Source organism: Amycolatopsis iheyensis, from assembly GCF_024703995.1.
GTDB lineage: Bacteria > Actinomycetota > Actinomycetes > Mycobacteriales > Pseudonocardiaceae > Amycolatopsis > Amycolatopsis iheyensis.
Map to the genome: position 1 here is coordinate 133,415 of NZ_JAMXQV010000020.1, position 18,838 is coordinate 152,252.

Genomic DNA, 18,838 nt, shown 5'->3' on the forward strand with positions numbered 1-18,838 from the left:
TCACCGGTTGGTGGCGGCCGCCGCCAGGTCCACAGTGGAGTCATGACCGAACACACCACCGTCGTCGTCATCGGGGCCGGGGTCGCCGGGCTCACCCTCGGGAACATCCTGCTGCGCAACGGAATCGACTGCGTCGTCCTCGAGAAGCACAGCCGCGTCCACGTCGAACAACGCCAACGAGCCGGGACCGTCGACAGCCGCGGCGTGCGCATGTTCCGCGCGTGGGGACTCGACGAGGTGCTGGCGAACGACACCCCGACCGACGTCGAAGCCGGCTTCTTCCTCGACGGCGAGGAGCTGCCCCTCGAGCTCGGCGACGACGACAGCGTCTTCCTGCCCCAGCAGGTCCTCGTCCGGAACCTCACGGACGTCTTCCTGCGCGGCGGCGGCGATCTCCGCTTCGAAGCCGGCGGCGTCACCCTGGAAAACCTCGACCGGCCCGTCGTGCGGTACGCGGACCAGGTCGTCACCGCCGACTTCATCGCCGGCTGCGACGGCGACCGCGGCGTCAGCCGGGCGGCCGTCCCCGCCGGCGTCCTCACCCGGTACTCCCGCGAATACGGCTACGCCTGGCTGAGCATCCTGGCCGAGGTGCCCGCGAACCCGTCCGGCATGGCGATCCATTCCCGCGGCCTGGCAGGGATGATCCCCCGCGGCGCGCACGCCAGCCGCGGCTACCTCCAGTGCGCACTCGACGACGGTCTCGAGCACTGGCCGGACGAGCGCGTGTGGAGCGAACTGGCCGCCCGGTTCGGCCGCCCGGTCACGCCCGGCCGGATCGCCGACAAGCGGCTGGTGCCACTGCGGAACGTCGTCCACAGCCCGATGCACCACGCCCGGCTGTACCTGCTCGGGGACGCGGCGCACATCGTCCCGCCGATGAGTGCCAAGGGGATCCACCTCGCCCTCTTCGACACCGAAGTCTTCGCGCGCGCCGTCATCCGGCAGGTGCGGGAGAACGACGCGAGCCTGCTCGACGCCTATTCGGAGACGTGCCTGAGCCACGTCTGGAACTACCAGGCGTTCGCGTCGTGGATCACCGACGTCATGCACGACGCCGGAGACCCGTCCCACGCGGGGGAATTCCGCAGGCGGGTCGCCCGCGCGGAGCTGGCGCGCCAGTTCACCTCACCCGCCGCGAGCCGCCTCTTCGGCGAGTTCATGGCCGGGGTGAACTAGCGGTCCGAGCGCAGCGAAGCCGGGTCGAAGGACTCCCAGTAAGCGTCCTCGTCCTCGACACTCGCGGCCGCCGGCGGCTCGGGGGCCTCGGCTCCCAGCCGCTCGGCCCGCAGCCGCTGGAACTCCTCCACCGTCATGCCCGGGTCGTCGTCCTCGGCCCGTGCGGGCGCCGGCATCCCGGTCATCTGCTCGATCATGTACGTCATGTCTTCGCCGAGCAGCAGCGCGACCTTGTTGTAGCCGTCCTGGGTCGCCTCGCGCATGGCCGCCCGCACGACCTCCACCACCCGCGGTCCCAGGCCCTCGCCCAGGTTCACCGCCGACGGCGCCAGCCACAGCCGCAGGAGCTTGCCGCGGCCGTCGACCGTCGCTTCGACCTGGCCGTCGAGGTCGTGGGCCGTGCCCGACGCCGACGCCAGCAGCTCGTCGACGCGGGACATCGCCTCTTCGCGCGCCCGGGCCTGGGAAATCAGCTCACGCGTGGTGACCACCGGCGCTCACCTTCCGTACGAGTAGGTGTCGGCGTCCGGGTCGTCGTCCGGGATCGGTTCGTAGCCCAGGGTTCCGAGCTGCTCCGCCGGGAGAACCGGCGCCAGCGCGTGGTACATCTTGTCGCCCGCTCGCCGGGTTGCACGCTGCGCCAGCTCGAAGATCTGGTCGGCGAGCACCGCCGAGCCCTGGCGCAGTGCCGAGCGGTGGATGGTGAGCCCGGTCAGCAGCCCACCCGGCGCGACCTGGACCTCGATCGTGCTGTCCGAAGACGACGCCTTGCCCACCACCGGGCCCGAGCGTGCGAACCGCGCGGAAGCGTCGGCCTCCGCCCGGTCCGCCGCTTCGGCGATCCGCGCGGCGGTCAGGTCGATGTCGATGTCAGCCACGGAGACGAACCTAGCCGGTCGGGCGGTAGAAGCCGATGAACGACTGTCCCGCGTTCGTGGTGCGGATCTTGCTGATCTGCACCGGGTCGCCGGCCTCGACCATCTGGCCGTCGCCGATCACCATCGCCACGTGACCCGACCAGACGACCAGGTCACCGGGCAGCAGCTGGTCGATCGAGGGCACCTCGGCCCCGACCGTCTGCTGCGCCGCCGTCCGCGGCAGCTGCAGCCCCGCGTCCTGGTACGACGTCATCGTCAGCCCACTGCAGTCGAGGCCCTGCCCGCGTGCGGTGCCGCCCCACACGTACGGCACGCCGAGCTGCGAAAGCGCGTTGCGCACCGCCTTCGCGGCGGTCTCGTTCGGCGCCATGACCTGCTTGCCGCCGGGCAGGTTGATCGCGACGCCGGAGCCGGGCTGCGGCGGGATCGCGACCGGCAGCCGCGGCTTGTGCACGGCGCCGCCGCCCCCACCGCCGCCGCCTCCGCCACCGCCGCCTCCCCCATCGGAACCGCCGCCGGAGTAGCCGCTGTTGCTGTTGAACGACGACCCGACCTTCGTCGAGGACGCACTCGAGGTCGACGTCGACTGCTCGCCGCCACCGAGCCGCGTGCCGATGTCGGTGAGCTGGTTGATCGTCTGCTCGCTGAAGGTAGCGGCCTGGCCGGTGAGCTGGCTGATCTTCGTCTGCAGCTTCATCAGGATGTCGCGCGACGCGGCCGCGCGGCTCTCCGGCGGCTGGATCGTCTTGACCGCGGCCAGCGCCTTCATCGACGCCGAGATCTCCTTGATGATCTGGTCGCGGACCTGGTCGTTCTTGATCTCGCCGACGTGCAGCGACTCGGCCGCCTCGGCGACGGCCTTCTCGATTTCGGCGCTCTCGTCGAGCAGGTCCTGGACCTCCTTCTCCAGGCTCTGCGACGTCGCGGTGGCGCGGTCGGTCGTCGAGCCGGAGCTGGCGGAAGCCAGGTTGACGCGCTGGTCGGCCGCGGTGTCACGGGTGCGGCCCACCGACGTCTGCAGCGCGACGTGCGCGTCCCGCGCGCCGCCGATCGCGGCCGGGTCGTGGCGCAGCTTGTCGGCGAACCGGTTCGTGGTGTCCAGGCCGTGCCGGACGAGCTGGTCGGCGTGGTGCTCGGTCACCTCGGTCACGCGAGGTCCTGCCCGAGCCGCCGCACGACGTCACCGTGCTCGCCTTCGACCGCCGCGTAGTTGCGGTCGGTCTGGCGGGCGGCTTCGCCGACCTGGCGCCAGCCGCCGCCGACGCGGTGCATCTTCTCCTGCAGCGCGCGCATGCGGCCGCTGTAGGCGCCGGAGAAGCCGGATTCGCCACCCATCTCGGAGAAGCCGTGGCCGCCGAGCGTCACGTGCGGGCCGACGTGCTTGTCGGCCGCGCCCTTGACGTCGTCACCGAGCGGGTCGACTTCGCGCGCGTACCGCGTGTACGCGCCGTCGTCGACATGAAACCCCTGATGCGAACCGTCCACTGGCCCTCCCTGTCACCGGAGGTGCGACGTGCGCGTGCGACCCCCGGTTCCCCTGCTGCGGGATTCAGCCTAGACCACGGTCCGTACCCGAGTGGGCGAATTGCCCGGACTCAGCCGGTGACCTTCGCGAGCCAGCTCGGGTCCTGCCAGGACACGATCGTGCCGTTCGAAGCGACCGTCGGCGTGCCGAAGCCGCTCTGCCCGTTCCCGAAGTCCTGCACCAGCTTCGGGTCGTTCTCGATCTGCTGGAACGCCGCGTTGATCTGCTGGTCGTAGGTGCCGGCGTTGACCGTCTGGGAGAACTTCGGGTCGGTGATGCCGACGTCGCCGCCGAGCTTGACCAGCTGCGCCTTGTCATAGCCGCGCTTGCCCTCTTCGGGCTGGTTGGCGAACAGCGCGTCGTGGAACTGGACGAACTTGCCGGCGTCGGCCGCCGCGAGCGCCGCGTTCGCCGAGTCCAGCGAGTAGCCCGGCGGGTCGGAACGGTCGTTGAGCAGCGGCACCATGTGGTAGCGCACCTGCAGCTTGCCGTCGTTGACCGCCTGCTCGATCTGGGTCTTGTAGGTCTTCTCGAACTGCCCGCAGATCGGGCAGAGGAAGTCCGCGTAGACGTCGATCGAGGCCTTCGCGCCCGGCTTGCCGACGGTGACGACCACGCCGTCGCGCTTCTGCACGACGTCCGTCGCGAGCGACGTGCCGCCGCCGGGGGTGATCGTCTGCCCCTCGGTCTTGTTCTTGTCCGAGATCGTCCAGATCACGCCGCCGATGACCAGCGCGGCCACCACGACCACGGCCGCGATCCCGATGACCCACTTCCGCGTGTCCGTCGAGGCGCCCCTGGCCTGGGCCACCGCCTTGGCTCCCCCGGCCTGCGCCGCCTGACGACGCTTCCGAGCGGTCCGCTCAGCTCCACCCACTGTGAATCAGTTCCCTTCCGCGATACCCGAGTAGTCGGCCTCGGGCTCGGTGGAGTTCCCGCGACCTCGCGCCAGCCAGCCGTCGAGCGACAGCCAAGTGCGCGGACGCGCCAGCAGCCACACGGCCAGCAGCGCGAACCCCGAGTCGCGAAGGATCTCCTGCGGGTACTCCGTCTGTCCCGCCGCCACCTGGCCACCGCCGCCGAAGCACCCGCAGTCGATGCTCAGCCCGCGCGCCCACGACTGGGCGATCCCGGCGATGAGCACGAGCAACAGCACCAGCGCGGCGCCCGCGACCCACCGGGTCGCCAGGCCCGCGAGCAGGAACAGCCCGAGCACGAGTTCGACGAGCGGCAGCGCGATGGCCACCACGTTGGCGAGTGCGTCCGGCAGCACGTCGTAGGCCTTGACGGCGATCAACGTCTGGCCCGGGTCCGCCAGCTTCAGCGCACCGGAAACGAGCCAGACGGCCGCCAGCCCGAGCCGGGCGAGCGTGCCGACGGCGTCCAGCACGGGTTGGGACGGTCGCACCACGCACTTAGGCTAACGGGAGGACCTGAGAACTTCGTGAGGGCACGGCGGTGGTGGAGGGAGGGGCGGGATGCGGTGGCGCGGACTCCTGATCCCGGCGTTGCTCCTGGTCACGGCGTCGGCGTGCGGCCCGGCCCAGGTTTCGCCGACCGACTCGCTGGTGACCAGGGCCAGTGCCACGGATCACCTGACCATCGGCATCCGGTTCGACGCGCCGGGACTTTCCGAGCACACCGTCGACGGCCGGTTCGTCGGGTTCGACGTCGATGTCGCGACTTTCGTCGCATCGGAGCTGGGTGTCGCGGCGAAGGACATCACGTGGCGCGAGACGACGTCGGCGACGCGGGAAACGGACCTCACCTCGGGGGCGGTCGACCTGGTCGTGGCGACGTACTCGATCACCGACAAGCGCAAGCAGGTGGTGTCGTTCGCCGGGCCGTACTTCACCACCGGCCAGGACCTGCTGGTGCGGCGCACCTCCCCCGACATCACCGGGCCGGAGGCGCTGAACGGGCGGCGGCTGTGCTCGGTCACCGGCTCGACGCCGGCGCAGCAGGTCAAGGACCGGTTCGCCCAGGCCGTGCAGCTGGTGGAGTACCCGCGGTACCCGGACTGCGTGACGGCGCTGCTCGCCGGGCAGATCGACGCGGTGACGACCGACGGGGTGATCCTCGCCGGGTACGTCGCGCGTGACCCGGAGCTGCTGAAGGTGGTCGGGAAGCCGTTTTCGAAGGAGAGCTACGGCGTCGGCCTGCGCAAGGGCGACGGCCAGGGCGTGAACGCGGTCGACGACGCGATCCGCAAGATGATCTCCTCCGGCGAGTGGCTGCGCTCGCTCAACGCGAACATCGGGCCGTCCGGCTACCAGCTGCCCGCCCCACCCGAGGTCACCGCGAAGTGAAGCTGCCCGACCTGCCCGTTCGCGCCGTCCTGCCCGAAGTTCTTTCGGCGCTGGACGACCACGGCACCGCGGTGCTCGTCGCGCCGCCCGGCACGGGGAAGACGACGCTGGTGCCGCTGGCGCTGGCTTCGGCGGGGTCCGGCCGGATCGTCGTCGCCGAACCCCGGCGGCTGGCGGCGCGGGCCGCGGCGGCGCGGATGGCCGCGATCCTGGGCGAGCCGGTCGGCGAGACGGTGGGGTACGCCGTTCGCGGCGACCGGAAGGTGTCGGCGCGGACCCGCGTCGAGGTCGTGACGTCGGGGCTGCTGGTGCGGCGCGTCCAGGGCGACCCGGAGCTGCCCGGCGTGTCGACGGTGCTGCTCGACGAGTGCCACGAGCGGCACCTGGACGCGGACCTGCTGCTGGCGCTGCTGCTGGACGTTCGCGCGGGCCTGCGTGACGACCTGCGGCTGCTGGCGACGTCGGCGACGGTGGCGTCCGGCCGTCTTTCCACACTTTTGGGTGACGCTCCGGTGCTCACCGCCACGGCGCCGACCTACCCCGTTTCGTTCTCCTACCTGCCACCCGCGCGAGGCGAGCGCATCGAGGCGTGCGTCGCGCGGGCGGTGCGGACGGCGTTGTCTTCCGGCGAAGGCGACGTGCTCGCCTTCCTCCCGGGCGCGGGTGAAATCGCGCGGACCGCGGGCTTGCTTTCGCTGTCCGATGTAGACGTCCTGCCGCTGCACGGCCGGCTGTCGGCGGCGCACCAGGACGACGCGCTGCGGCCGCGTTCCCGGCGTCGGGTCGTGCTGGCGACGGCGGTGGCCGAGTCGAGCCTGACCGTGCCGGGCGTGCGGGCCGTGGTCGATTCGGGCCTGGCGCGGGTGCCGCGCGTCGACCACCGGCGTGGGCTGCCCGGCCTGGCGACGGTGCGGGTGTCGGCCGCGGTGGCGACGCAGCGGTCCGGCCGCGCGGGCCGCGAGGGGCCCGGACGGGCGTACCGCTGCTGGGCTTCGCACGAGCAGGCGTTGCTGCCGGCGTACCCGGAGCCGGAGATCCGCACAGCGGAACTGGCCCGGCTGGCGCTCGAGCTGGCGTGCTGGGCCACACCGGACGGGAGCGGGCTGGCCTGGTGGGACCCGCCGGGTGAGGGCGCGCTGGCGGCGGGCCGGGCGTTGCTCGAGACGCTGGGCGCGACGGCGGACGGCGTGGTGACCGAGCGCGGGCGCCGGATGGCCGGCCTGGGCCTGCACCCCCGGCTGGCGCGGGCGTTGCTCGACGGCGCTTCGGAGGTCGGCGCCCGGAACGCGGCGGAGGTGGTGGCCCTGCTGGACGCGGGCGCCAAGCTGACCGACGTCGAGGCGGAGCTGCGCCGGTTGCGGTCGGCGGGTGACAAACCCGCGCGGCGGTGGAAGCGTGAAGTGCAGCGTCTTTCGAAGCTCGTTGCCGGTGCAGGCAAGCAGGATCCCGCGCTGGTCGTCGCGCTCGCGCACCCCGAGCGGCTCGCGCGACGGCGTCCCGGCGGTGCGCCCGTGTACCTCATGGCCGGCGGCACCGCGGCGGAGCTCCCGCCGGGCAGCGGGCTCGACGCCGAATGGCTGGCCGTCGCCGAAGCCACCCGGGATCCCGGCCGGGTCCACGGCACCATCCGCCTCGCCGCGGCCGCCGACGAACGGCTCGCCACCCGCGTCGCCGGAGTGTCCGAAGTGGACGAGGTCAGCTGGGACGGCGATGTGGTGGCCCAGCGCGTCCGGAAGCTCGGCGCGATCACACTGTCTTCGAAACCGTTGCCGGACGCCGATGTCCACGACGCCCTCGTGACCGGCCTCCGCGAAAACGGCCTCGGCCTGCTGAAGTGGAGCCAGGACGCGACCCGGCTCCGCGAGCGCATGGCTTTCCTCCACCGCGTCGTGGGCGCCCCGTGGCCCGCGGTGGACGACACCACCTTGCTGTCCGATGTGGACAGGTGGCTCGACCTCTCGGGTGCCCGCCGCAAGGCCGACCTCGCGAACCTCAACGCGGGGACGGCGTTGAAGGCGCTGTTGCCGTGGCCGGAGGCGGCGAAGCTCGACGACCTCGCCCCGGACCGCCTGGAAGTCCCGTCGGGGTCGCACATCCGCGTCGACTACCGCGGTGACCAGCCGGTGCTCGCCGTCAAGCTGCAGGAGACCTTCGGCTGGACCGAGACGCCCACGCTGGCCGGCGTCCCGGTCGTGCTGCACCTGCTCTCCCCCGCCGGCCGGCCCGCCGCGATCACCGCCGACCTCGCGGGCTTCTGGGCCGGCGGTTACCAGGCCGTCCGCGCCGACCTGCGCGGCCGCTACCCGAAGCACCCGTGGCCGGAGGACCCGGCCACGGCCGCCCCGACCCGGCACACCCGCCGCCGCACCTGACGAAAGTCGGGGGCGGCCCACGACCGTCGTCCGATGTCCGCGCACCCCCGCGCGCCGCAGACTCCTTCCCATGATCACACTCAGGGGACTGACGAAACGCTACGGGGAGAAGACCGTCGTCGACGCGCTGACCTGCGACGTCGAACCCGGTCAGGTGACCGGGTTCCTCGGGCCGAACGGCGCCGGGAAGTCGACGACCATGCGGATGACGGTCGGGCTCGACCATCCGCAGGCGGGCGAGGTGCTCGTCGGCGGGAAGCGGTACGCCGAGCTGCGGCACCCGCTGCGCGAGGTCGGCGCGCTGCTCGACGCCAAGGCACTGCACCCCGGCCGCAGCGCCGGGAAGCACCTGAAGGCGATGGCGCAGAGCAACGGGATCCCGTCGAGCCGCGTCGAGGAGGTGCTGGCGACCGTCGGGCTTTCGGACGTCGCGGGCAAGCGGGCCGGGCAGTTCTCGCTCGGCATGGGCCAGCGGCTCGGCATCGCGGGGGCGCTGCTGGGCGACCCCGGCGTCCTGATGTTCGACGAGCCGGTCAACGGCCTGGACCCGGACGGCGTCCGCTGGGTGCGGCAGCTGATGCGTTCGCTGGCGGCCGAGGGGCGCACGGTGTTCGTGTCGAGCCACCTGATGAGCGAGATGCAGCTGACGGCCGACCACCTGGTGGTGATCGGCAAGGGAAAGCTGCTCGCCGACGCACCGGTGGCGGAGTTCATCGCGGGCAACTCCCGCACGACGGTCGCGGTCCGCGTCCCGGCCGCGGGGGAACGCGCCGCGCTGGAGGCGCGGTTGCGCGCCGAAGGCGGGTCGACGCACCCCGGCGAGCCGGACGAGCTGGTGGTCGACGGGGTCGACGTCACGCGGGTCGGCGATCTGGTGCACGAGCTGGGGGTCCGGGTGCACGGGCTCGCCGAGCGGACGGCGTCGCTCGAGCAGGCGTACATGGAGCTGACTGCTTCTTCGGTGGAATACGGGGTGTCGGCATGACTGCGGTGCGCACGGGTGGCGTGTCCGGCGCGGTGGCGGCGGAGTGGACGAAGTTCTGGTCGGTCCGGGCGACGTGGTGGTGCCTGATCACGGGGGCGGCGTTGATGCTGGGCTACAGCACGCTGTCGGGCATAGCCCAGCGTTTCGACGACAACCCCGAGGCGGCGAACACCATCGCCCTGGGCGGCGGGTTCTATTTGACGCAGTTCGCGGTGATCGCGGCGGCGACGCTGTTCGTGACGAGCGAGTACGCGAGCGGCGGAATCCGCTCGACGCTGCTGTGGACGCCGGTCCGCTCTCGGGTGGTCCTCGCGAAGTCTTCGGTGCTGCTGCCGGTGTTCTTCGTTTACGGCGTGGTCGTTTCCTGCGCGGGCATGGCTTTGGGATCCGCGGTGAAATCCGGCCACGGCCTCCCGGCGAGTTTCTCGGCGGCTTTTACCACGGCGTCGGGCATGGGAGGGTACTTCGCGTTGCTGGGACTGCTGTGCACGGGAGTCGGCTGGGCACTGCGGAGTGCGGCGGGGACGCTGGTGACGGTGATCGTGCTGCTGGTGCCGCTGCCGCTGATCGTGGCTTCGCTGGGGCTGCCGGAGCTGGTGCCGTACTTCCCGGGCATCGCGGGGGTGAACGCGATGGTCGAGGCGGGCCAGCCGAACCCGATCACGATGGCGCCGGCGCCGTATGTGCCTTGGGTGGGGCTGGCGATCTGCGCGGCTTGGGCCGGAGTGGCGCTGGTGGCCGGTGCGGCGGTGTTGCGCCGCCGGGACGCCTGAGCGCGGGTTCCCAAGCGCCCCAATGTGGCCTTGGTTGCGTCTGACGCACCCAATGTGGCCTTCGGTGCGTCAGACGCACCGAAGGCCACATTGGGGCGCTTGGCCAGGTGAGGCTCAGGCCAACCCGATCCCGGCCAAGATCTCCCGCGCACTGATCACCAGCGAAGCCCGCGAAGGCGGAGCCGAAGCACCAGCCAGCGCACCGAAGATCGTCCCGTCCATCCAATCCACGACCAAAGCCGCATGCCGCTCCGGCGACGAAGACCCAGCCGCCGCCAGCACCTCCGCGGCCAACCGCCGGATCATCGCCCCACCCGAGTCGTACTGCGCGCGCAGCTCAGGACGCCGGGTCGCCTCCAACGCCAGCTCGTACCGCGCCAGCATCCGGGTCCGGCCGGGCCCCAGCGCGTCGGCCACGTACCCCGCGATCGACTCCGCCAGCCCACCCGGCCGCGGCGAAACCTGGTCCAGCTCGAGAATCCGCGCGAAAGTCAACGACACCAGCGCCGCCCGCGTACGCGCGTAGTACGACGTCGACCCCAACGGCAGCCCCGCCGAACGGTCCACCGCCCGGTGCGTCAGCCCGCGCAGGCCCGACGCCGCGATCACCTCGATCGCCGCGTCGCCGATCACAGCCAGACGGTCCACGGAAAAGCACTCTACAGGTGTAGAGTCCTCTACAGATGTAGAGGAGGAGTCATGCGAGCAGTAGTGGTCGGCGGGGGCATCGGTGGCCTGGGGGCCGCGATCGGGCTGCACCGGGCCGGCTGGACGGTCACCGTCCTCGAACAAGCGCCCGAGTTCGGCGCCGTCGGCGCCGGGATCTCGCTCTGGCCGAACGCCCTGCGCTGCCTCGACGAGCTCGGCGTCGACCTCGGCGACCACCTCGCCGCCCAGGAGCAGGGCGGCCTCCGTGACCGCCGCGGCCGGTGGGTCGCCCACTGGGACGCCGATGGCTTCCGGCGGCTCCACGGGCGGCCGCTCACCGGCATCCACCGCGCCGACCTCATCGCCGGCCTGCTCGACGCCCTCCCCGCGGACGCCCTCCGCACCGGCACCGAGGTCACCGAAGTGACCGAAGACGGCGTTGTGAACGGCGAACTCCAGGCCGACCTCGTCGTCGCCGCCGACGGCATTCGCAGCCCGATCCGGCGCCGGCTCTTCCCGCACCACCCCGAACCGGTCTACAGCGGCAGCGCGGCCTTCCGCGGCGTCGCGAAGCACCCCGGCCTCGGGCTGAGCACCACCTTCGCACCCGGCACCGAGGTCGGCGTGCTCCCGCTGACCGGCGACGACGTCTACTGGTGGGTCTCCTTCGTCACGAAGCCCGACACCCGGCCGGCCGACCTCAAGGCGTACCTGAAGGAGCACTTCGGCGACTGGCACGACCCGATCCCGGCGCTCATCGACGCGACCCCGCCCGAAGCCGTGCTCTACCACGACCTCTTCCACCTCGCGACGCCGCTGGAGACCTACGTCCGCGGCCGGGTCGCCTTCCTCGGCGACGCCGCGCACGCCATGCCGCCGTTCCTGGGGCAGGGCGGCTGCCAGGCCCTCGAGGACGCCGTCGTGCTCGCCCACAGCGTGTCCACAGTGGACGACGTCGACCAGGCGCTGGCCCGTTACGACGCCGAACGGCGCCCCCGCAGCCAGCGGGTCGCGCGGGCGTCGGTCCGGGCGGGCAAGGCCGGGCCGCAGGTCACCAGCCCGCTTCTGACGGCCGCGAGAATGAACCTGCTGCGGCTCGTGCCGACGAAGCTGACCGCGCGCGCCGGCCGGAGCATCAGCGGCTGGCAGCCTCCGCGTCTCCCCCGACCAGCCCCGCCTCGTACGCCGTGATCGCCGCCTGCACCCGGTTCTTCGCGCCGAGCCGGGTCAGGATCGTGCTCACGTGCGCCTTCACCGTGCCCTCGACGACGAACATCTTCGCCGCGATGTCCGCATTGGACAGTCCGGAACCCAGCAGCGTCAGCACTTCCCGTTCACGCGGGGTCAGCAGGTCGACCTTCGCCCTGGCCGCCGCGGCCCGCGAGAGCTGCCCGCCCGAGAGCCGCGCGATCACCCGCTGCGCCACCTTCGGCGAGAGGAACGCGGCGCCGTCGGCGACGGCGTGGATGCCGGCCAGCAGCTCGCGCGGGTCGCCCGACTTCAGCAGGAAGCCGCCCGCGCCGAGCCCCAACGCGCGCTCGATGTACTCGTCCTCGCCGAAAGTGGTCAGCATGATGACGCCGGTGGCGGGCAGCAGCCGGCGAATCTCCGCCGCCGCGCCGAGGCCGTCCAGCCCCGGCATCCGGATGTCCAGCAGCACGACGTCCGGGTGCGTCGCGAGCGCCTGGGAAACCGCCGAACGCCCGTCGGCGGCCTCGGCGACGACCTCGATGCCCGCGTCCGCACCGAGGATCGCCGCCACCCCCGCGCGCATCATCGCCTCGTCGTCGGCCAGCACGACCCTGATCACTTCGCCCCCTCGCTGAACCAGTCCTTCGAAACCAGCTTCCCGTCGACGAAGCAAAGCCGATAGGCGGCGTAGTCGTCGTTCAGCCACGATCTTCCGGCACCGTAGTACTCACACGCGGCGCCGGGCGGTGGCGGCGGCTCGCCCCGCGTCGGGCGCGCGGCGCGCTGGTGCTCCGGCAGCTGCGGCGCCAGGTCGGCGCGCGCCTGCCCGGTGCGCATCCGGTCGTACGCCGCGGCGGGCAGCTCGGAGGAGTTCCACTGGTAGAGGAACGCGATCCCGCTGACCGCGAGGAGCACGCCGAAGAGCGCGAGCGGGATGGTCACGGCGTAGATCAGGCTCCGCCGCACGTCCCGTCGCGCCAGCTCCAGCGCCCGCGCGGACGTCGAGTCTTCGGCGGCCTCCGGCGTCTCCTCGGCCGGCGCGGCGTCGTGCGGCAGCGTCGCGGTGACGGCGAACCCGCCGGCCCGCGGCCCGGTCCGCAGCGTCCCGCCGACGAGCCGGACCCGCTCGCGCAGCCCGATCAGCCCCACCTTCCCGGACGCGGCCCCCGGCAGCGGCCCGGCGGGCGGCGCCACGTTCACGACGCTGACCCGGGTTTCCGAGTCCGTGCTCGTGACGCGCACGGTCGCCGCGGCGCCCGGCGCGTGCTTCGCCACGTTCGTCAGCGATTCCTGCACCACGCGGTAAGCGGCGCGCGCGACCATCGGCGGCGCCAGCGAGCTGTCCACGCCCGCGTCGATGAGCAGCCCGGACGCCCGCGCCCGCGAGATCAGCTCGTCGAGGTCGCCCTGCACCGGCTCGACCGGCGCGGCGTCCTCGCGCAGGACGCCGATGATCTCGCGCAGCCGCTCGGTGGCGGTCGCCGCGCTGGTCCGCAGCTGCGCGGCCGCGTCGCGCTGGGCGTCGTCGAGACCGCCCGCGACCTCCAGGGCGGCGGCGCGGACGGCGATCAGGCTCAGTTCGTGGCCCAGCGAGTCGTGCATGTCGCTGGCGATCCGCGCGCGCTCGCGCAGCCGCGCCCGGTCGCCGACCAGCCGTTGCCGGCTTTCCATCTCCTCGGCGCGCCGCCAGCCCGAGCGGGCCAGCTCACCACGCATCCGGACGTACCGGCCGAGCAGCCACGGCGACAGCCCGGCGAACACCAGGATCGCCATCATCGACGCCCAGTCGCCGAGGCCGTCGGGCGCGACGAGCAGCGACACCGGCACACCCACCAGCGCGACGGCCCCGCCGATCAGCAGGCCGGGCCGGGCCCGCGGCATCCGCAGCGCGGCCTGGTAGCTCATCGCGACCAGCACGAACACCGTCCACACCGGCACGCGGTCGCCGTAGGGGAACGGGACGGCGAGCGTCCCGACCAGGGCGATGCCCAGCGACACGGTGGGGTGGCGGCGGGCCGTCGCGACCGATCCCGCGACGACGACGAGCCCGGCGACCAGCTCCCAGGTCCGCTCGCCCACCGCGTCGGTCACGACGATGAACGCCAGGAACAGCCCGAGGGCGACGTCCAGCACCACGCGCCACCGGCGCTTCGTCACCTCTCGCACGGGTTCGAAGCTACAAGCAGGTCAACGCGCCGGACCACTGCCGAAAGTCAAGGTGTCGACGAACGCCAGCGTCTGCGGCCAGGACAGCGCGAACGCCTCGGCGTTGACCGCCGTGCCGTGCCGCGCCGAGTCGCTGAAGCCGTGCTCGGCGCCCGGGAAGTGCTGGGTGAACGTCGCGCCCCGCGCCCGGGACTGCAGCGCCGATTGGAGGCGGCCGAACGTCTCGTGCGAGACGACGGAGTCGGCCTCCGGGTAGGCGACGAGCACCGGCGCCGTGATCCGGGTCGACAAATCGACCGTGTCCAGCTCGTGGTTCGGCGGCGCCGGGTCGCGGACCGTCGGGTGATAGGCGACGACCCCGGAAAGTCGCTGGTCACGGGCCCCGAGCAGCAACGCGAACCGGCCGCCGAGGCACCAGCCCATGACCCCCGCCGACGTGCAGCCGAGGTCGCCGAGCAGATGGTCGAGCAACGCCGTCTGCTCCGCCAGCGCGGGCTCGTCCCGCAGCTCGCCGAGCTTCGCGCCGAGGTCTTCGCGCGAGGTGTTGTCGGTGCTGGCGCCGTGGAAGACGTCCCAGGTCAACGCGGTGATCCCGCGCTCGGCCAGCTCGTCGGCCCAGGCCCGGACCTGGGCGCCGATGCCGGTGATCATCGGCAGGAGCAGCATCCCCGACCGCGACCCGCCGGCCGGGCGGGCCAGGTACGCGGAGAGTTCGCCGACACGGATCGTGGACGTCTCGATGCTCATGTCCGCATGATGCATGATGATCCACCATGGCCGAGCGCACACTCGCCGATCAGTTGGGCGGCACCCTCCCCGAGGGCATCGAGGCTCTCGAAGAGCACGAACGACAGGACCTCGCCGACGCGCTTCGCGACGCGCGCCGGAGGCAGGCGAAAGCGCTCGCCGAAGCCGGCGAAGAGGGCCTGAAGTACGTCCCGGCGTTGCTGCGCGGCGCGGTCCGGAAGGCCGTGGGCCTGTGACGAACTACGAGGCCGAAGCCGAGATCCTCAAGCTCGCCCGCGTGCTCGGCGTCGAGCCCGGGCGGCTCGAGTACCTCGCCCGCGTCGACGCCGGCGAGCTGCAGGCGTTCCGCGAGCAGGTCACGAACACGCTGTTCGACGCGAACATCGCCGTGCTGCAGCGGATGGCGCTGGCCGCGCGGCTGCTGCCCGGCGGGGTGCTCGCCAAGATCGCGGAGAAGGTGTTCGGCCCGCTGCTGTGCGCGCGGATCGCCGGGGTGGTCGACGTCGCGCGCGGCGTCGACGTCGCCAAGCGGCTGCACCCGCGGTTCCTCGCCGAGGTCGCGGCCGAGCTCGACCCGCGGCGGGCGAGCGCGATCATCTCGCGCATCCCGCTGGACACCGTTCTCGCGGTGGCGAACGAGCTGGCGCGCAAGGCGGACTGGATCACCCTGGGCCGGTTCGTCGGGCACCTGCCGGACCCGACCGTGCGCCGGGCCCTGCAGGAGATCGACGACGCCGGGCTGCTGCGGATCGCGTTCGTGCTCGACGACAAGAGCCGCGTCGACCACGTCGTCGGCCTGCTCCCGGCGCACCGGCTCGGCCGGGTGATCACCGCCGCCGGGGCCGAGGAAGACCTCTGGACCCCGGCGCTGGACCTGCTGAACCACCTGAGCGCCGAGCGCCGGGGCACGCTGGCCCCGATGCTCGGCGGGCTCCCGGACGGGCTCCGGGAGCGGGCTCAGGCGACGATCAAGTAGATCCCGTAGCCGACGATCACCGCGCACAGCGCGAAGCAGATGACCGCCCCGGCCAGCGGGCCGGTGCCGGACGCGCCCGACTCGCGGGCCGACTCGCGCTGCGAGAGCCCGACGACCCCGAAGGAGAACAGGCTCGTCAGCACGACCACCGAAGCGAGCGCGACGACGAAGACGAGACCGAGGGAACCCCAATCGATGTGCACGGCGCTCCTCAGGCGTTGGCCGGCTGCGTGGCCGGTTCGGGCTCGTTGATGGTCTTGGCGCTGATCGGGTTCCGCTTCGACGCGAGGTAGATGCCCACCGCGACGACGACCCCGGCGATGCCGATCAGGACTGTGCCCCAGCTGCCGAGCGTCGAGACCTCGGCGGCGATGGCGCCGACGATCGCGGCGGCGGGCAGCGTCAGCGCCCAGGCCACGACCATCTTCCCGGCGACGCCCCAGCGGACTTCGGCGAGCCGGCGGCCCAGGCCCGAGCCGATGATGCCGCCCGAGCAGACGTGCGTCGTCGAGAGGGCGAACCCGAGGTGCGCCGAGGTCAGGATGACCGCCGCGGCGCTGGTCTCGGCCGCGAACCCCTGCGGCGTCTGGATTTCCGTGAGCTTCTTGCCCATCGTCTGGATGATCCGCCAGCCGCCGAGGTAGGTGCCCAGCGCGATCGCCGCGCCCGCGGTGAGGATGACCCAGATCGGCGGGTTCGAGCCCGGCGCGAGCGAGCCCGACGCGATCAGCGTCAGCGTGATGACACCCATGGTCTTCTGCGCGTCGTTGGTGCCGTGCGCGAGCGAGACCAGCGACGCCGAGGCGATCTGGCCGGCCTTGAACGTCCTGCCGACGGTGCCTTCCTTGGCGCGGGCGGTGATCCGGTAGACGAGGAAGGTGCCCAGCGTCGCGACGATCCCGGCGACGATCGGCGAGGCCAGCGCGGGGATCAGGACCTTTTCGACGACCTTCCCGAAGTGGACGGCGTCCGAGCCCGAGGCGATCCAGGTGGCGCCGATCAGCCCGCCGAACAGCGCGTGCGACGAGCTCGACGGCAGCCCGATCAGCCACGTCACCAGGTTCCAGACGATCGCCCCCACCAGACCGGCGAAGATGATCACCGGCGTCACCTTGGTGTCGTCGACGATCCCGCCCGAAATCGTCTTCGCGACCTCCACCGAGAGGAACGCGCCGACGAGGTTCAGCACCGCGGACACCGCGACCGCGATTCTCGGCTTGAGAGCACCGGTCGCGATCGACGTGGCCATCGCGTTGGCCGTGTCGTGGAAGCCGTTGGTGAAGTCGAAGGCCAGTGCCGCGACGATCACCACCAGCACGATCAGTGAGAAGTCCATGCCTGGCTCTCCCGTCCCGAAGTCACTGCGCGAAAAAACGCTACCCAGCGGGTGCCCGGCGACCGATCCCGAAGGCGTGACAGCTGGCTGAACTCTCAATGAACCGGTAAGCGCTTTCCTCGCATATACGGCAATTCCGGCACGGTAGGGCTGACCCGACCTCCGAACCGGGGGCCTGGCCCAGTGCCGCCACCCCCGGCCGCCTGCGACCGTCGAGGCCGGGCGAAAGGGGCAGCGATGCACAAGCTGGGGTGGGCGGTCGTCGCGACGACGGCGTCGGCGGTGTTGTTCTTCTTCGGCACTGGTCTGGACCCCGTGCCCGAGCTCGCCTGGCTCGCGCCGCTGCCGGTCCTGCTGCTGGCGCCCCGGGTGCCCGGCGCGGCCGCGCTCGGCTGCGCGTTCGCCGCCTACCTCGCCGGCAGCTGCGGCAGCTGGAGCTACTTCTGGCACTCGCAGGCGGTGCCGCGGCCGGCGGCGATCGCCATCCTCGGCGGCAGCGCGCTGCTGTTCGCGCTGGCCACCGGCCTGTTCCGGCTGCTGGTCCGCCGGCACCACGGGTTCCTGGCCGCGCTCGCCGCGCCGGCGTTGTGGACCGTCGCGCTGTACGTCGTCTCGCTGCTCAACCCGACCGGCCTGATGGGCACGCTGATGACCACCCAGGCCGACCGGCCGTCGGTGCTGCGGCTCGCGGCGGTCACCGGCGGCTGGGGTGTGGAGTTCCTGGTGCTGTTCGTCGCGGCCGCGGTGGCCGCGGCGCTCGCCCCCGGGGTCCGCGCCCGATCGCGGCTGACCGGGCTGGTGGCCGTGGCCGCCGTGCTGGGCGGGCTCGTCTTCTGGAGCCTCCCGGCGCCCGCCGGGCCGTCGACGCGGATCGCCCTGGTCGCGCCGGGCCAGAGCCGCTGGGCGGTCGACGTCGCCACCCCGGACGGCCAGGCGCTGGTCCAGTCCTATGTGGACCAGATCCGGCGGCTGCCGGACGGCGTCCGGGCCGTGGTGCTCCCGGAGGCGGCGTTCGCGGTGGACCCGGCCAGCCGACCGAAGCTCGTCGACGCCTTCGCGGACGTCGCCCGGGTCCGCGACCTCGACGTCGTCACCGGCGTCCTCGACACCACCGCCGAAGGCCGGTTCAACGCCGCGCTCGCCGTGCCGCCGTCCGGCGCGCCGGTCGAATACCGCAAGTGGCACAACGGGGATTCGAAGAACATCGCCTCCGGCACGGAGCTCGCCCGCGTGGCCGGGATCGGGCTGATGGTGTGCATGGACGTCAACTTCGCGAACCCGAGCGGCGACTACGGCGACGCCGGCACGGGCCTGGTGCTGATCCCGGCGTCCGACGAGGACGTCGACGGCTGGGAACACAGCCGCACGGCGCTGATCCGCGGCGTCGAGAACGGCTTCTCGGTGGCGTGGAGCGCGGCCCGGGGCACGCCGATGCTGGCGGACGCCCAGGGCCACGTCCTGGCCGACGCGCACACCGGCGGCCGGCCGTTCACCGTCGTCGTCGCCGACGTCCCGCTCGGACCGGGCCACACGTTCTACGCCCGCTTCGGCGACTGGTTCGCGTGGCTGTGCGGGCTGATCGCGGCGGCCGGGATCGCGGCGGGCGCGCGGAAGTCGTCAGACTTCGAGCGCCTTGGCGTTGCGTAGCACCTTCGACCACGCCGGGTCCGCACACAACATGCAGGCAGGCCCGAAGAAGACGCCGCGCGCCTGCTGGTCGCCCGCGAGCCAGTAGCGGAACCACGCGGTGAGC

21 protein-coding genes are annotated in these 18,838 nt (G+C 72.5%); 9 read left to right on the plus strand and 12 right to left on the minus strand.

Translation table 11 applies throughout. From position 1 onward, the window contains the following. The first annotated feature begins 42 nt into the window (after positions 1–42). Entirely contained in the window at positions 43–1,179 is a 1,137-nt protein-coding gene (locus tag M8542_RS33110; RefSeq protein WP_257924237.1) for a 4-hydroxybenzoate 3-monooxygenase, read from the plus strand. On the opposite strand, the gene M8542_RS33115 is transcribed toward M8542_RS33110, so the two are convergent. From M8542_RS33115 to M8542_RS33140, 6 genes are all read right to left on the minus strand, one after another. Next, entirely contained in the window at positions 1,176–1,670 is a 495-nt protein-coding gene (locus M8542_RS33115) for a YbaB/EbfC family nucleoid-associated protein (RefSeq protein WP_257924238.1), read from the minus strand. The two genes, M8542_RS33110 and M8542_RS33115, sit on opposite strands and share 4 nt — an antisense overlap. Positions 1,671–1,676: 6 nt before the next feature. Beyond that, entirely contained in the window at positions 1,677–2,057 is a 381-nt protein-coding gene (locus M8542_RS33120; RefSeq protein ID WP_257924239.1) for a YbaB/EbfC family DNA-binding protein, read from the minus strand. 10 nt (positions 2,058–2,067) lie between these two features. Further along, on the minus strand, positions 2,068–3,207 hold the full coding sequence (locus tag M8542_RS33125) for a C40 family peptidase (protein ID WP_372508673.1): 1,140 nt from the start codon (positions 3,205–3,207) through the stop codon (positions 2,068–2,070). Beyond that, positions 3,204–3,542: a hypothetical protein gene (locus M8542_RS33130; protein WP_257924240.1), complete on the minus strand. Its 339-nt coding sequence runs from the start codon at positions 3,540–3,542 to the stop codon at positions 3,204–3,206. Before M8542_RS33130 ends, M8542_RS33125 begins: the two co-directional genes overlap by 4 nt. A gap of 110 nt (positions 3,543–3,652) precedes the next feature. After that, entirely contained in the window at positions 3,653–4,393 is a 741-nt protein-coding gene (locus M8542_RS33135) for a DsbA family protein (RefSeq protein ID WP_257924241.1), read from the minus strand. 72 nt (positions 4,394–4,465) lie between these two features. After that, positions 4,466–4,972, minus strand: coding sequence for a MauE/DoxX family redox-associated membrane protein (locus tag M8542_RS33140; RefSeq protein WP_257924302.1), 507 nt, complete (start codon positions 4,970–4,972; stop codon positions 4,466–4,468). Between the two features lie 88 nt (positions 4,973–5,060). Here M8542_RS33140 and M8542_RS33145 point away from each other — a divergent pair, with 88 nt between their 5' ends. The 4 genes from M8542_RS33145 (at position 5,061) to M8542_RS33160 (ending at position 10,021) form a co-directional block, all read left to right on the plus strand. After that, positions 5,061–5,891, plus strand: coding sequence for a glutamate ABC transporter substrate-binding protein (locus M8542_RS33145; protein ID WP_257924242.1), 831 nt, complete (start codon positions 5,061–5,063; stop codon positions 5,889–5,891). Continuing rightward, positions 5,888–8,263, plus strand: coding sequence for an ATP-dependent helicase HrpB (hrpB, locus tag M8542_RS33150; RefSeq protein ID WP_257924243.1), 2,376 nt, complete (start codon positions 5,888–5,890; stop codon positions 8,261–8,263). The genes M8542_RS33145 and hrpB overlap by 4 nt, the downstream gene beginning before the upstream one ends. A gap of 70 nt (positions 8,264–8,333) precedes the next feature. Next, on the plus strand, positions 8,334–9,248 hold the full coding sequence (locus tag M8542_RS33155) for an ABC transporter ATP-binding protein (RefSeq protein ID WP_257924244.1): 915 nt from the start codon (positions 8,334–8,336) through the stop codon (positions 9,246–9,248). After that, positions 9,245–10,021, plus strand: a complete 777-nt coding sequence (locus tag M8542_RS33160) for an ABC transporter permease (RefSeq protein WP_257924245.1) — start codon at positions 9,245–9,247, stop codon at positions 10,019–10,021. Before M8542_RS33155 ends, M8542_RS33160 begins: the two co-directional genes overlap by 4 nt. Positions 10,022–10,135: 114 nt before the next feature. On the opposite strand, the gene M8542_RS33165 is transcribed toward M8542_RS33160, so the two are convergent. Continuing rightward, the gene (locus M8542_RS33165; RefSeq protein WP_257924246.1) at positions 10,136–10,669 is read right to left on the minus strand and encodes a TetR/AcrR family transcriptional regulator; all 534 of its coding nucleotides are present in this window, start codon (positions 10,667–10,669) and stop codon (positions 10,136–10,138) included. 51 nt (positions 10,670–10,720) lie between these two features. Between M8542_RS33165 and M8542_RS33170 the strand changes: the two genes are divergently transcribed. Next, positions 10,721–11,860 carry an FAD-dependent monooxygenase gene (locus M8542_RS33170; RefSeq protein WP_257924247.1) on the plus strand — a complete coding sequence of 380 codons (1,140 nt, stop codon included), beginning with the start codon at positions 10,721–10,723 and terminating at the stop codon, positions 11,858–11,860. Here M8542_RS33170 and M8542_RS33175 read toward each other — a convergent pair. From M8542_RS33175 to M8542_RS33185, 3 genes are read right to left on the minus strand one after another with little or no spacing between them, the layout of a single operon-like run. Beyond that, positions 11,805–12,479 carry a response regulator gene (locus M8542_RS33175; RefSeq protein ID WP_257924248.1) on the minus strand — a complete coding sequence of 225 codons (675 nt, stop codon included), beginning with the start codon at positions 12,477–12,479 and terminating at the stop codon, positions 11,805–11,807. The genes M8542_RS33170 and M8542_RS33175 overlap by 56 nt on opposite strands. After that, positions 12,476–14,026, minus strand: coding sequence for a sensor histidine kinase (locus M8542_RS33180; protein ID WP_257924249.1), 1,551 nt, complete (start codon positions 14,024–14,026; stop codon positions 12,476–12,478). The genes M8542_RS33175 and M8542_RS33180 overlap by 4 nt, the downstream gene beginning before the upstream one ends. A gap of 21 nt (positions 14,027–14,047) precedes the next feature. Then, positions 14,048–14,773 (minus strand): dienelactone hydrolase family protein, encoded by a 726-nt coding sequence (locus M8542_RS33185; protein ID WP_257924250.1) that lies wholly within the window; start codon positions 14,771–14,773, stop codon positions 14,048–14,050. A 26-nt stretch (positions 14,774–14,799) separates the two neighbouring features. Here M8542_RS33185 and M8542_RS33190 point away from each other — a divergent pair, with 26 nt between their 5' ends. Further along, the gene (locus M8542_RS33190; RefSeq protein ID WP_257924251.1) at positions 14,800–15,009 is read left to right on the plus strand and encodes a hypothetical protein; all 210 of its coding nucleotides are present in this window, start codon (positions 14,800–14,802) and stop codon (positions 15,007–15,009) included. Next, a complete protein-coding gene (locus M8542_RS33195; protein ID WP_257924252.1) occupies positions 15,006–15,749 on the plus strand; it encodes a hypothetical protein in 744 nt (247 codons plus the stop codon). The genes M8542_RS33190 and M8542_RS33195 overlap by 4 nt, the downstream gene beginning before the upstream one ends. On the opposite strand, the gene M8542_RS33200 is transcribed toward M8542_RS33195, so the two are convergent. Both M8542_RS33200 and M8542_RS33205 read right to left on the minus strand, forming a co-directional pair. Next, positions 15,731–15,952 (minus strand): hypothetical protein, encoded by a 222-nt coding sequence (locus M8542_RS33200; RefSeq protein ID WP_257924253.1) that lies wholly within the window; start codon positions 15,950–15,952, stop codon positions 15,731–15,733. The two genes, M8542_RS33195 and M8542_RS33200, sit on opposite strands and share 19 nt — an antisense overlap. 8 nt (positions 15,953–15,960) lie before the next feature. After that, on the minus strand, positions 15,961–17,085 hold the full coding sequence (locus M8542_RS33205) for an inorganic phosphate transporter (RefSeq protein WP_257924254.1): 1,125 nt from the start codon (positions 17,083–17,085) through the stop codon (positions 15,961–15,963). A gap of 237 nt (positions 17,086–17,322) precedes the next feature. Here M8542_RS33205 and M8542_RS33210 point away from each other — a divergent pair, with 237 nt between their 5' ends. Further along, positions 17,323–18,732, plus strand: coding sequence for a carbon-nitrogen hydrolase family protein (locus M8542_RS33210; RefSeq protein WP_257924255.1), 1,410 nt, complete (start codon positions 17,323–17,325; stop codon positions 18,730–18,732). Positions 18,733–18,838 lie beyond the last annotated feature (106 nt).

What these genes read in the sequence shown, in the direction of transcription:
- M8542_RS33110 (WP_257924237.1), top strand. Translation starts at nt 43, where the DNA reads ATGACCGAACACACCACCGTCGTCGTCATCGGGGCCGGGGTCGCCGGG.
- M8542_RS33145 (WP_257924242.1), top strand. Translation starts at nt 5,061, where the DNA reads ATGCGGTGGCGCGGACTCCTGATCCCGGCGTTGCTCCTGGTCACGGCG.
- M8542_RS33155 (WP_257924244.1), top strand. Translation starts at nt 8,334, where the DNA reads ATGATCACACTCAGGGGACTGACGAAACGCTACGGGGAGAAGACCGTC.
- M8542_RS33160 (WP_257924245.1), top strand. Translation starts at nt 9,245, where the DNA reads ATGACTGCGGTGCGCACGGGTGGCGTGTCCGGCGCGGTGGCGGCGGAG.
- M8542_RS33170 (WP_257924247.1), top strand. Translation starts at nt 10,721, where the DNA reads ATGCGAGCAGTAGTGGTCGGCGGGGGCATCGGTGGCCTGGGGGCCGCG.
- M8542_RS33185 (WP_257924250.1), bottom strand. Translation starts at nt 14,773, where the DNA reads ATGAGCATCGAGACGTCCACGATCCGTGTCGGCGAACTCTCCGCGTAC.
- M8542_RS33190 (WP_257924251.1), top strand. Translation starts at nt 14,800, where the DNA reads ATGGCCGAGCGCACACTCGCCGATCAGTTGGGCGGCACCCTCCCCGAG.
- M8542_RS33205 (WP_257924254.1), bottom strand. Translation starts at nt 17,085, where the DNA reads ATGGACTTCTCACTGATCGTGCTGGTGGTGATCGTCGCGGCACTGGCC.
- M8542_RS33210 (WP_257924255.1), top strand. Translation starts at nt 17,323, where the DNA reads ATGCACAAGCTGGGGTGGGCGGTCGTCGCGACGACGGCGTCGGCGGTG.